The sequence below is a fragment of the Streptomyces sp. AM 4-1-1 genome (assembly GCF_029167625.1).
Taxonomy (GTDB): domain Bacteria; phylum Actinomycetota; class Actinomycetes; order Streptomycetales; family Streptomycetaceae; genus Streptomyces.
Genome location: NZ_CP119145.1, coordinates 4128993 through 4142814, shown reverse-complemented (window position 1 = coordinate 4142814; position 13822 = coordinate 4128993). Strand labels below are relative to the sequence as shown.

At 70.6% G+C, this 13822-nt stretch carries 3 protein-coding genes; all 3 read right to left on the bottom strand.

Going from position 1 to position 13822, the window contains the following annotated elements:
- Nucleotides 1–19: 19 nt before the first annotated feature.
- Entirely contained in the window at nt 20–4213 is a 4194-nt protein-coding gene (locus PZB75_RS17500; RefSeq protein ID WP_275536245.1) for a DNA methyltransferase, read from the bottom strand.
- A complete protein-coding gene (locus tag PZB75_RS17495) occupies nt 4213–7134 on the bottom strand; it encodes a DEAD/DEAH box helicase (protein ID WP_275536244.1) in 2922 nt (973 codons plus the stop codon). Before PZB75_RS17495 ends, PZB75_RS17500 begins: the two co-directional genes overlap by 1 nt.
- Before the next feature lie 129 nt (nt 7135–7263).
- Nucleotides 7264–13602, bottom strand: a complete 6339-nt coding sequence (locus tag PZB75_RS17490; protein ID WP_275536243.1) for a protein kinase — start codon at nt 13600–13602, stop codon at nt 7264–7266.
- Nucleotides 13603–13822 lie beyond the last annotated feature (220 nt).

Below are 13822 nucleotides of genomic sequence, written 5' to 3'. Positions count from 1 at the left end.
CCCGAAACTGCTTTCCGCTTCAGCCAGCCGCCAGCTCGGCCGGGTGACGCGGACCCTGGCCCGGCGGCGGGGTGAGCGTGGAGGTGTAGCTCTCCCCATCCACGAGAGGCGCGGCAAGGCTCATACCGGCGGCAGCCATGCGGTCGTACTCGGCGAGAACGAGATCCTTGGTGCGGTAGTGGCCGTACTTGGCGATCTCGTTGTTCTTGAGGCCGCCGGTCTCCGACTGGAAGGTCTCCAGGATGTAATCCGTGTCGTCGCGGCTGATGCCGTAGAGATGGAAGAAGTAGGCGTCGAGTTCGGCACGGATCTGAGCGCGGCGGGACTCGTCCCAGAGGAAGGGGGCTCCGTCATCTCCCAGGTCCTGAGCGAGGGGAATCATGTCCTCGGCTGTGAAGACAAGCTCTCTGCAACGTGCGACAACGAACGCCGCATGGCGCTCCATATCGCCTGGCGGCGGCACGGGAAGCTGCTTCCACGTCATCAGCGCCATGTGGATACCGCCGATCTTCTGGCGACTCACGAAGTCGAAAACCAGAGAACTCTGCACCGCCGCAAGAACCGCCACGAGCTCGGCAGAAACGCCAGGCATCATCAGAGGATAGGTGTGGCCCACCGAGCTCATCGGCAACAACGCAGCGATGGCCGTGCGTTCATCAGTAGTGCGGCACACATCCCGCCACCCGTAGAGCCACTGGTTCTCCCAGCCGAGTTCCTCCAAACGCACGGCGACACCTGGCACATCGACAGGCTTGCCTTTGCGCTCAGTCGAGATGGATCCCTCCTCTGCGATCCAGTACCGCGGCATCGCGGCCACACCGGCGTCCTGCTTCTCATCCAAGCTGAGCCGGCGACGGTCCTCGCTACCCGTGCCGTAGTAGCTGTTCCACCGATGGTCGAAATGGTGAGCCATCTTCCCCTCGTACAAGGGAAGCATCCGCTTGCCGTCGCGCGAGAACACGTTGCCGTGCAGCTCCCAGCCGTCCCGCTCCAAGTCCTCCCGGGTGCGAAACAAATCTGAGTCGTCAGACATGTTGAAGAGGTTCTTGAAGACAACACCCCACGGGTTGCCCCCCTTCTCCCCCTCATTCCACAACACCGGAACCCGCCGGTAGATCCCCACCGTAAGATCCGCATCCCGCCGCGTCCGGAAAATCGGCAGCGTCCCCGTGTTCGGGTTGATGAGCGTGATCTCTTCGGGGCTCAACGCGAACACACGCTCCGCGTCACCCAGGTCCGACGGGTCCTCCAGGAAGAACGCGTACCGCGCCGCAGGCTCCCGCAGCTCCCGGCCGACCAACGCCAGCACGCAGAACTTGTAGCGGGAGTCCACCCCCACGAACAGCGGCTTCCGGTTCTCGAAGTCGTACAGCGCCGCCACCGCGCCCCGCCGGGTCAAGTCGCTGAACAGGTACTGAGAGCCTGCCCCCGTCGCGATGGCCGTCGGTACGATGCAGCCGAAACGGCTTCTGGGCGCCGCGATCGTCGCGAACTGCTCAGCGAACAGCTGGTCCGTCTGGAGGGAGTTGACGCCCTTGATCGTCAATCCCTTCCCACACAACGGAAACGCCCCCGACGCCCCCGCGAACAGGAACGTCGACTTCACCATCCGCCGCGCGAGCCGGTACCGCCGTCCCGCCTCCGGGTTCCCGGCCCGCTCGTTCTCGGCCTCCCACTCCGCGATCTTCGTACGCCGGGCCGTGCCCGCGATGGCCGCGATCGACGGCTCGACCACGCTGAAGTACTTCTTGTCCTCGAAGTCGACCTTGTCCCACGGCGGATTCCCCACCACACAAGAGAACCCACCCGACCACCCCGTAGCCGGGTCCACCCCCTCCGCGGGCTCCCCCTCCCCCGAGGCACCCGCCTTCCCCTCCTGCGCCGCCTTCTCCGGGACCGTGAACACCTCTGGGAACTCCAGGTGCCAGTGGAAGAAGCGGTACCGGTCCCGCAGCTTCCGAATCTCCTTGTGCGTGGCCTCCGGCGCCGCGCTGCCCTCCGGGTCCCGCAGGGACTGGAAGACCTCGTGGGTGACCGGTGGAGGGGCGTCCTTCGTCTTCCGCCACATGAACGCGGCGCACCAGGCGTCGGCCAGGTGGCGGGCGTGGACGTACTCCTCCTGCCCGCGCCAGTCCTCGTACGCCGCCTGCTGGGCGCGCACCTCGCGCAGTTCATCGGAGGGGGCCGCGATGATGCTCCGCAGGCCCGAGGCGAACGCGGTGTTGGAGACCTTCGGGTCGAGCTCCACGTCGAACAGCCCGCGCTGGCCCTTGCGTTCCTGGTCGTTCCGCTTCTCCAGGAATCGGGCGAACTTGTCGTCGTCCCCCTCCACCGCCTTGAACGCCTTGTTCGGGATGCCGTCCAGCATCAGGCTCGGCGTCGTGCCGACCAGGCCGTTGCCGTGCTTGATGTGCGCGTCCAGGAAGCCCAAAGCCTTTCCCGGCTCCAGGGCCTCCAACCACAGGGACACCTTGGCCAGTTCGACCGCCATCGGGTTGAGGTCCACCCCGTAGAGGCAGCGGGCGACGACCTTGTGCAGCGCACTGCGTACGGCCACGGGGGGCGGCTCGGGATTGTTCTCATCCACCGCGGCCACCCGCTTGGCGATGCGGCGGGCCGCCGCGACCAGGAAGTGACCCGAGCCGCAGGCCGGGTCGCAGACCGTCAGCGACAGCAGTTCGCGGATGATCGCCTCCCTCGGGTCCGGCTCGCCCGCCTCCGCCGCCGCACGCTCGCCGCGCTTCTGGGCGTCGTCTATCACCGGGTCGAGGGTGGAGTCGAGCAGGGTCTCGATGAGGGAGGCCGGCGTGTAGTAGGAGCCGGTCTTCTTGCGGTCGTTGCCGAGGCGGTTGACCAGTTCGAAGGAGCGGTCGGTGGCGCTGTGCTTGGGGACCAGTTCGAGCAGGGACTCGTAGATGGAGCCCAGTTCCTCCGAGCCCATGTTGCGGTAGTCGACCGGCCGCCAGCGGGCCGTCTTCTCGTCCCGGACGCGCGCGAGGTGGCGTACCGCTTCGAACAGGGAGGCGTTGGTCAGGACGCAGTCGCGCAGCGGGGCGTCGGCCTCGGTGTCGTCGAAGAGGCCGCCGAGGCCCGGGAGGCCCAGTTCGGGGCGGCCGTCCTCGCGGCCGAGCGCGTCCAGGACGATGCGGAGGACCGCGTACTGGTCGGCGTGGGCCGTCCCCTGCCTGCGCAGGGCGAGGCGGCGGAGGCGGGCGGAGCCGAAGTATGTGGCGTAACGCTTGCGGGTCTCGGCACTCGCGTCCGGGCTGTGCAGGGCGTCGCGGTCCTCGGCGACGAAGAGGAAGATCATCCGGTAGGCGAGGCGGAGCAGGGACGCGTGGAAGCGGTCGGCGTCCAGGTTCTCGCGCAGGGCGGTGTTGTCCGGGTGGCGCAGGAAACCGGTGCCGAGTGCGGTGATGGCCCGCTGGACGCCGTCGCGGTGGTGGTCCAGTGCCCGGGTGCCCGAGGCGATGGCCTCCGTACGCCACTTCTCCAGCCAGCACGCGGAGGGGGCGCCCTTCTCCCCGGTCTCGAAGCGGGAGACGTGCAGCAGCCGGTAGAGCAGGACGAACTCGCTGAACAGTTCGCCGTCGAAGATCGCTTCGAGGTCGAACTCGACGTACGAGGCGGTGGCCAGGGCGTTGGAGTCCCGCAGCAGGCGGAGCTGGCGGCCGTTGGTGAGTACGCCCCAGAGGTGGGCGTCCCGGCGGTTCAGGCACTCCTGGACCAGGGAGTGCGGGGGTACGGTGCCGATGGCTCCGGGGCGCCTGTCCAGCACGGAGTTCCAGGCGGCCAGGTGGACGGGCACATGGTGCCAGCGGTGGCTGACGGGGAAGACACGCTCCGGGTCGCTGTCGGCCCGGTACTCCCCGGGGGCCACCGTCGTCAGGCGGCCGAACCCCAGCTCGGTGAAGAGCGGTTCGAGCCACTGGCCGATCGCGAGGCCGGTCGGGTCCGCCGGCAGATCGGCCTCGGGGCTGACGGGGAGCTTGTCGCGGAGCTCGCGCCAGATCGACTTGAGGTAGTCCCAGTGGCGTTCCGCCTCGTCGCGGACCGACCGGCGGGGGCCGATGACGTGGTAGTCGGCGGGGCCGGACCCGGGGACGTCCTTGCCCTCCTTGCTCTCCGAGATACGGACGAGCATGTCGGCGGGGAGCAGGCCGCCGACGGTGTGAACGGCGGAGAAGACCTGGTTGCGGGTGGTGGCGGACATCAGGCGGCCTCTCCGTCTGCGGTGATCGGGGGCAGGTAGACGTAGACGCCGAGGATGTCGGCGGGCTGCTGGGCGGTCACCTTGAGGCCCTGCACGATCTCGTCAGAGGCGCGCCGGACCCGGCGGTGGGACTCGTGCAGCTCCTCGGCCAGGCGATCACCGTAGGCGTCCATGTGGTCCTGAACGGCGCCCAGTTGCCCCAAGGTTCGGCTCATCGTGCGTTCCTGGAAGTAGTCGTCGGTGCTCTCGGCGGCCTTCGCCGTGAGCAGGGCGAGCGCCTCGTCCTCGGGCAGCCAACGGGGGTTCTTCGCCGAACCCTCGTAGGCGAGGAGGCGCGCGTCCTCGGCGACCATCCTGCGGGTGCCCTGGCGGGAGGGCAGGGTGAGGTGGAAGCGGTAGCGGAGCAGAAGGAGCGTGGTGGGGGCGGTTACGGCGGCCGTGGAGACCACACCGCAGCGCCGGGCGGGCCGGCGGCCGGGGACCTTCGCGTCGAGGGCCGTGTTGAGGACGTGCGCCGCGACGGCCCCGACCACGGGGTCCGTGCGGACGAGGGCGGCCTCGCCCCGGGCCACGGCCGCCGTGGTCCGGAACGGAACGGGCCGCCCGGACTCGACGGCGTCGGCGCCGGCCACCGGGGCGAGGGCGTCGCGCAGCCCGGCGGGCACACCGCTGACCTCGGCGGTGAAGTCGCCCGTGCCGTCGTCCGCTTCGACGACATGGGCTTCGAACGCCTCCAGCGCGTGGCGGACGAAGCCGGTCACCTCGTCCGCCCGGCCCAGGGCGTCGCGGACGGCGGCCACCTCGCGGGCGACCTCCTCGGGGTGGATGGCGCGCTGGGCGAACCGGGAGCGGGAGGCGGTCTCGCGTTCGGCGGCGGAGACCCACCGGCTCTCCAGCTCGGCAGCCCGCTCGTCCACGGTCTTCAGCTCCTCGACGCCGAACAGCCCTTCCTGTTCGGGCTGCCGGCCGCGCAGGAGGAGCCATTCGACGATGGCGTCGGTGACTCCGGAGGACGCCTCGTCGGGGACGGAGACGGAGATGCCGAGGTCCTTGCGGATCTGGCGGTGCTTGGCGATGAGGACTTCCAGGACCTTGCCGTCGATGCCGTTGTCGATGCCGTACAGGGTGATGACGCGGACCTTGTCGCGCTTCTGCCCGTACCGGTCCACCCGGCCTTCGCGCTGGTCGTGGCGGGTGGGGTTCCAGGCCAGGTCGTAGTGGACGACGGCGTCGAAGTGGTGCTGGAGGTTGACGCCCTCGGAGAGGCAGTCGGTGGCGACGAGGACCCGGCGGGCCGCCGGGTCGTCGCCGGCGAGCGCGGCCAGTTCCTCGATCCGGCCCAGGCGCTGCTGCGGGGAGAGGCTGCCGGTGACGGCCTTGACCACCGTCTTCGAGCCGAGCTTCTTCGCCAGGTGCTCCGCCACGTATTCGGCGGTGGGGATGTACCGGCAGAAGACGATCGGGTGGTAGCCGTCCTTGAGGAGGGCCTTGAGATGCCGGACGAGGGCGGCGAGCTTGAGGTCCTCCTCCGGGCCCTCCAGGGCGGCGGCGCGCTCGGCGAGGTCCGCGAGCCGGGCCCCGGCGCCCTCGGTCTCCGCACCGGGGGCGGCGTCGAGCCCTTCGAGGGCGTCGCTGTCGGCGGAGTCGCGGGTCAGGGGGGCGGCGAGCCGGTCGGCCTCCTCCGCGCTGGCGGCTACGGCCGCGGCCGACCGGGTCGAGAGGGTCTGGGCGGCGGCCCGGGGCGAGGAGACCAGCGAGCGCAGCAGGGCGATCGCCGACCACCAGGCGATACGGGCCTCGCGCCGGCCCTGTTCACCGGCGGCCTGGACGCGTTCGCTCGCGTAGGCGATGGCGTCGTCGAGCAGCGCGCGGTAGGCGGGCGACAGCTTGTACTTCTCGTCCTTGGACTCGCGGTCGGAGGGGAAGACGGTCTTCTCGGTGAGGCTGTCGTCGGCGAGCCCGCTCTCCTTGGTCAGGTACTGGCGTACGTCGGCGCGCTTGCGCTGCACGAAGTGCTGGGCGAGCAGCCGCCGGCCGCGGTCCGTCTCCAGGTCCACGTCGGCCAGCTCCGGCCGGACCAGGCCGAGCAGGTTGCGGAAGCCGGACTCCTTGCCGCTGTGCGGGGTCGCGGTGACCAGGAGCAGGTGGCGCTGGGTGTCCTCGGCGATACGGCGCAGGAGCTCGTAACGAAGCTGGTTCTGGGTGGAGACGGTGTCGTCGGCGGCCACGCACGTGTGGGCTTCGTCGACGATGACGAGGTCGGGGCAGTGGCGCACGAAGTCGTCGCGGTGGCGGGTGGACTTGATGAAGTCGGTGGAGATGATGACGTGCGGGTAGCGGTCGAAGAGGGACTGGCCGAAGTCCAGTCCGCGTTCCAGGCGGGAGACGGTGGAGGCGAGGACGAGTTCGGCGTCGATGCCGAACTTGGTGCGCAGCTCCTCCTGCCACTGCTCGGCCAGCGCGGGCGAGCAGAGGACGGCCAGGCCCCTGGCCTCGCCCTGGGTGAGGAGTTCCTTCGCGATCAGGCCCGCCTCGACGGTCTTGCCGATGCCGACGTCGTCGGAGATCAGCATCCGTACGGTCTGCTGCCGCAGCGCCATCAGCAGGGGCACGAGCTGGTAGGCGCGGGGTTCGACGGCGATACCCGCGAGGGAGCGGAAGGGCCCGGCACCGGAGCGGAAGCCGATGCGCAGGGCGGAGCGCAGCAGCCCGGCCGCCCGCTGGTCGCCGAGGTCGGCTGGTGAGGGGGGCGCGAACTGCGCGTCGCGCACCTCCTCGAACGAGGGGAAGACGGCGGAGATGCCGTCGTCGGACCCGCCCAGTGGCCGCAGCACGAGCAGGTCGGGCTCGCTCTCCGGGAGAACGACCCACTCCCGGCCACGGGCGGTGACCAGCGAGCCGGGGGTGTAGGTGCGCGTCATCGGGTCTTCCTCCGGGCGGTCCCGGCCGGGTCGCGGGCCGGGAGGGTTGATCGGTGCGGGCGGGGTGGTCGGAAGCGGCACGGGGGGGGGCGGTGCGGGTCGCGGGAGCCGCGACCGGGCGCGGGCGGGTCAGGACGAGCCCCGGCCGAAGTAGCGGGCGTGCTCGGCCGCGATGGCTTCCCAGTCTCCCCCCTCCGGGAAGCGGATCACGTCCCAGCGGGCGAGGAAGAGCCGGTCCTCGGCATCCTCGTCCCGGGCCGGGTCGTCCTCGCCCCCGACGAAGACGGCGAGCCTGACCCCGGGCATCCGGTAGACGAAGTCGGGGCGGGCGTGCGCCTCCGGGACGGTGACCGCCGCCTCGTCGGGAAGCCGCAGACCGTGGTCCCTGAGCCAGTCCAGGAACTGCCTTTCGACCGGGGTCAGGGCACCGCCCGGACCGCTGCCGGGCTCGGCGGCCGGTGTGGGGGCGGCGGAGCCGGTGGCCGAGGCGGTGCTGGTGGCGGTCGTGAGCCTGAGGTGCTGCTCCGTGGTGCTCTCCCCGCGCTTCTCTCTCGTCGCCACGGCGGACGCGAGCCGCACCAGCAGGTCGGCCACGTCGTGGCGGTTGATCGCGCCGTGGTGCAGCTGGTTGCCGTAGGTGAGCAGGCAGTCGTAGCAGCCTCGCGCGCAGGGGCGCTCGGAGCCCGGCCCGGCCTCGTCCACGCCGAGCTCGTCGAAGTGGCAGAGGGCCAGAGCCTGCCGGGCGGCCTCCGCGAGGGCGTCCGGTTCGGCCTGGAGACGGCGCAGGACACCGGCGCCGCCCTCCGCCGCCTCGGTGAACAGCAGCCGGTCGCGCGAGCCGTCGGCCGGTGGCAGCAGCTCGCTGGTCAGCTCGGAGTCCTCCAGCTCGAAGGCGGTCTCGATGCCGCGCTCCAGGGCGTACATGAGGGTCAGGGCGACCTGCTCGGGCAGCGGCTCGTCCAGAGTGAGGACCAGGATGTTGCGGCGGTCCTCGACGAACGGGATGACCCTCTTCTTGCGGCGCTTCTCCTTGCCGTTCGCGTCGACGACGGGCATCTCGCTGGAGTCGCCCGACGCGTCGGAGGCGTCGCGCTCGTTCAGCCACCGTCCGTCAGCCGGGTCGAGCCAGTAACCGGGCGGCTCGTTGTCCTTGGCGCGGAGCCTGCCGACGTTGGTGATCCGGACCGTGGCGGAGTCGCCGTAGGTGAGTGTGGCGAGCCCTCCGGCGGCGTCCGCCGCGCGCGCGTCCTGGCGCCCCGTGCGGGAGCCGTGCCGCCGGAAGCGGTACGACGTCTCCAGCCGGTAGCCCGCCCGGCGGCGCTCCTCCTCGTCGGAGGAGATCCGCTCGCGGCGCTGGGTGAAGACGGTGTGCAGGTGCAGGAGGCCGTAGGTGGGCGCGCCCAGTGGCTTGTCACACATCTCGCAGGTGTCCCGGCGCTGTTCGGGGTCGTCCAGGTAGCCGCAGTGGGCGCAGCGACGCGCCTCGCCGGTGGAGATGTCGCCGGTGGAGTCCGGCGGGAGCTGGATGCGGGTGACCTGGTAGCGGGCGCCCTCGTGGTAGATGAGCGCGCCGGGGCCGAACTCGCGGATCGCGAGGAAGCGGGGGCGCTGGAGGTAGTCCCCGTCGCCGTGGCGGCCTCCGGGGCTGGGGATATAGGCGGCCAGCGGCAGCCGGGGGAAGGAGTAGCCGGGCAGGAACCCCTCGGACGCCAGGTAGCGGTAGGGGTTGAAGTCGGAGAGGACGGAACGGTTGTCCGCACTCTCGTTCTTGAGCAGGTTGAGCTGGGTCTCGGCCTGCGTACGGCGGCGGAAGGCGCGCCTGCGGTCGCCTTCGGTCAGGCTGTGGTCGAGAACCCTCCTGTTCTGCACGTACTGGTCGAGGAGGGCGGTGCGGTACAGCTCGCGCCAGCGGTCGAAGGCCCGGTCGAAGCTGCGCGGGGCCTTGGCCACGGCCTCCTCGATCCACCGCTCGTCCCACCAGGTCGTCTCGCCGAACCGGGGCAGCAGCGGGCCGAGGACGCGCCGCGCGGCGGCCACCGTACGGGCCTGGGCACCGGGGTCGTGGGAGGCGGCCCGGATGTCGTCGAGGAGGGCGAGGGCGGGAGCGGGGGTGCCGGAGGTCTCGTCGTGGGCGATGTCGAGGACCTGCGGGACGGCCCGGCCCAGGACGAGACCGGCCTCGGCGAGCCAGATGGCCTGGAGGTGCGAACGGACCAGGTCCTCGTTGGCCAGGTCCAGACGCGGCGGGGCGACGGCTCCGGCGACCATCCGGTGCGAGCGGCGGAAGTAGTACTGGTCGTGGCTGTTGCCGGTGGCGCAGTACGTGGTGACGAGAGCGGGCTGCCCGCTCCGCCCGGCCCGGCCGCTGCGCTGGGCGTAGTTGGCGGGGGTGGGCGGGACGTTGCGCATCATGACGGCGTTGAGCGAGGAGATGTCGACGCCCAGTTCCATCGTCGGGGAGCAGTAGAGCAGCTTCAGGTCGGCCTTGCTGAAGTCCTCCTCCCGGCGCTGCCGGTCCCGGGGGTCGACCTGTGCGGTGTGCTCCCGGGCGAGGAGCCCGGAGAGACCGTCGGCCGCCTCGCGGTAGAGCTGCCGGAAGAAGGTGTTGACGCGGGGGCCCTCGCCACTGGCGTACGTACGCGTGAGCGGGTCGTGCGCGCCGGTCTCCCCGGTGCCGGCGCGCCAGATGATGGCGGCGGCGGTCACCCGGTAGCCCGTGGCGGTCGGCGAGGACCGGCGGAAGTGGCCCGCCTTCTGTGGGGCGAGGGACACCTCGGTCACGATTCCTGCGTCGCGGAGGACCTTGAGCAGGTCCGCGATGACCGTCTGGAGTCCGGCGTTGTCCAGGTCGTCGCGGAACCCCCGGTGTGTACGCCGGAGGTACTTGCCGTACTTGCCGCGGGCCGAGAGGAACAGTCCCGCGCGGTCCATTCCGGGCTTGGAGGGCTGCGGGTAGGCGGTGGCGACCTTGGGGCTGTCGCTCTTGCCGAGCCGCCAGGGGTCGACGAGCCGCTCCTCGCTGGCGCTCTGGAGGGAGTCGAAGTCGTCGCGGAAGTACTGCACGTCGATGGCGAGCGACCGGCGCATCTCGTCCAGCAGTACCTTCATGATCTCGGTGCGCAGCGGGGCGTCCGCCTGGCGCAGCGCCGGATGCGCCCGCTCCCAGCGGTCGTCCCGCTCGGCCAGCCACGGGAGGTCCGCGTAGTCGATCTCCAGGAGGCCGGTCTGCTCCAGGTTCGGCATGGTCACGCGCCAGCCGCGTTCCAGGTCGAGGTAGAGGCGGAAGGCGATCACCTCCCGCAGGGTCTTCGCGGCGGCTGCCGCCAGGCGCGGCGGCAGGTCGCTCTCGCCCGTGTACACGGCCGGATGGAGGGCCAGCGCGTTGGCGACCCGCGTGGCCAGCTCCTCGTGCGGGATGCCCTCCTGACCGGCGTCCAGCGCCGCCCGGTACAGCGCCCCGCGCAACTCGGTGACCTGGACGAAGTCGTTGAAATGTCCGGCCTGGAGGGAGGCGTCCTGGCGGTTGTCGACGAACGTGAGGAGCTTGCGGGCCTCCTTGGGCAGGGCCGCCTCCGGCACGCTGTCCAGGGAGCGGACGACGGATGCGGAGATCAGCGACGTCGCCGAGGAACGGCCCTCCTGGTCCAGGGTCGCCAGCTTCGCGAAGTCCTTGCCGCGGGTCTGCTCGTAGGAGATGGAGCACTGCGGGCAGAACAGGAAGGGCGCGGGGATGAAGGCGGCGTGCAGTTCGCCCCTGCCCTCGTTTCCGTACGGGTCGACGGTGACGGCTCGGGGCAGCCGGTCCCGGTAGGACTTCTTGACGACCTCCTGCCCCCGGTCGTCGATCTCCAGCCAGGACTCGGGCAGCCTGCGGTCCGCTATGGCCTCCTCCGAGGTCGGCGGCCAGGGAGAGGAGCCGGGGAAACGGTCGGTGTCGATGTAGAGATAGCCGTCACCCGCCCGCCCGCCGGTGGCGACGGCGTCGCGGCGCGGCTCGTAGCGGATCTCGCCGTCCTTCTCGGTACGCCACACGGTGAGGTAGTCCTGACCGCACTCGCGGCAGAAGGCGAGCGGCATCAGGGCGTGCCCGTCGGTGCCGGGTCGCACCCGCTGGTAGTCACGGGTGACATGCCGGTCGGCCTTGCTCTCCAGGGTGACGTAGACGGTGTCGCCCTTGGACAGGAACTGGTGCAGCCGGAAGGCGAACAGGGGGCGCTCGGTGACCGGGTGGTACGCCTGCGAGCCGGCCTCCAGGGTGTCCCGCAGGGCGGCCGCGCAGTCCTCCTCCGCGACACCGCTCAGCCGGTGCAGTTCGGTGGCCGCGTCCTCGATCCTCCGGGGCTTCTGCCGTACGAGCAGTCCTGTCGCCTCGTCGGCCGCGAGACCGAAGTACGTCTCGATCCAGCGGGCGAGGGGATCGGTGACGAGGTCCGCGTAGGCGCTGGGCGCGGTGCGGGCGAGCCGCTCGGCGGTCACCGTGGCCGGGGCCTCGCCCGTGGCCCGGACGAGCGTCTCACCGATGACGTGCTCGGGGCCGACCACAGTGCCGAAGAGCTTGGAGGCCATGTCGGCCACCGCGGCCTTCTGCTGTTCCAGGCTGCCCTCGGTGGACATGGTGGCGGAGGTGCCGATGCACTGCACGTCCTCGGCGCGGCAGGCGTCACGCACACGGCGGATGAGGAGCGCAACGTCCGCGCCCTGGCGGCCGCGGTAGGTGTGCAGTTCATCGAAGACGAGGAACCTCAGCCCCTCGGCCATGGCGACGAGGCTGTCCCGGTCGTCGGGCCGGGTGAGCATCAGCTCCAGCATCACGTAGTTGGTGAGCAGGATGTCCGGCGGGTTCTTGCGGATCTTCCGCCGGGTCTCGTCGTCCTCCTGGCCGGTGTAGCGGGCGAAGGTGACGGGCTCGGCGCCCTCGCCGTACCCGTGGCGCAGGTACTTCTCCAACTCCTTGAGCTGGCTGTTGGCGAGGGCGTTCATCGGGTAAACGATGATCGCCCGCACGCGCTTGGGTGCGTCGGGGCCGGCTGCCTGCCGCTCCTTGAGCACCTGGTTGACGATCGGGACCATGTAGGCGAGGGACTTCCCCGACCCTGTTCCCGTGGTCAGGACGTAGGAGACGCCGGCCGCCGCCGCGTCGATCGCCGCACGCTGGTGCCGGTGCAGGGTGAGCGGGCGGCCGTCGCACACGGTGGTGCCCTCGGACTTGCCCGCCTGGAAGATCCTCGCGCACTCGTCGTGGAGGACCTGCTGGGCGGCCAGTTCGGCGACCGTGCCGGCGGCGGCGAAGAAGGGGTTGAGCGACAGCCAGGGGTTGGGCCACTGGGACTTGGCGTCGAGGTCCTTCTTGACGAAGTCCTTCACGCGCTCGTCGCGGATGACCGTGCCCGCCTCGGTGAACGAGCGGTAGTCCTCGATGAGCTTGGCGTGTACGCCAAAGACATCCATGGCGGAGCCGGACAGAGGGCGCTTCGCGGTCTCCGGTACCGCTGGGTCGGCGAGCTGAAGCCCGGCCTCCGTGGCAGCCTGTCCGGCCGGCCGGAGCAGCCGCTTCACGGGGTCGAAGTCCTGCCACACGGGGAGGGAGGCTTCTTCCTTCACGTACGGCAGCAGGGCGTCCCGCACCGCGACGGCGTCGGCCGGGCGGTCAGCCGGATTCTTGGCGAGGAGGTGGTCCACGAGGCGGGCCAGCGCCTCCGGCACCTCCGGACGGACGGACCTCACCGGCGCGGGCGCCTGATTGCAGTGCTTGTCGCGGAAGTCGAAGGGCGTGTTGCCGACGAAGGGCGGGACACCCAGAAGCATCTCGTGCAGCACGCAGCCGAGGGCGTACAGGTCGGCGGCACGGGTGACGAGACTGGCCTCGAACTGCTCCGGCGCCATATAGCGCGCCGTACCGATCGTCATGCCCGTGCTGGTCAGTTTGGTTCCGTCGGGATCGTCGACGATGCGCCCGATGCCGAAATCCAGAACCTTGACCACGCCGCCACGGGTGAGCATGACGTTGCGGGGCTTGAGGTCGCGATGGACCACGTCGGCGGCGTGAGCGGCGGCCAGGGCCGCCGCCATCTGCACCCCGAGGGCGGCGGCCCAGGAGACCGGGATCTGCCCCTCGTCATCGATCAGGACGTCGAGGGTGTGACCGTCCAGGAACTCCATGGCAAGGAACGGAAGATCGTCGTTGGTCTCGTCCACCCCGCCGTCGATGGTGCGGGGCAGGTTCGGATGGTTCAGCAGGTGCATGATGTGCACTTCGCGCGCGAACCTCTCCACCGCGTGCGGGTCGGCCTGGGTCTGCACGAGCGCACCCGAACGACGGCGGCGGATGAGCTTGAGGGCGACGGTACGCGCGGGAGAGTCCTCGGCCTCGCGCAGGTCCTCGGCCCGGTGCACCTCACCCATGTTCCCGGAGTCCAGGGGGCCCAGCAGGCGGAACCGCCCCGCGATCATCCCGGCGTCCTCGCTCATCCCGCTGCCTCCCCGTACGGCCCCGCGAGAGGGCCTGTTGCTTCCCCGTGTGGCGGGGGCGTCCATCGTGACAGACGGCACCCCGAGGGCAAACGTACACGGAGCGGGACGTAGAAGCAAAACTTTAATGCGTTTACATCGTCAACACGCTTCTCGTGGTAGCGTGACCGCTGAGCGCTTCGGGTGACGGCGTGCCCCGGTCGGGAACGGCCCCATGCAT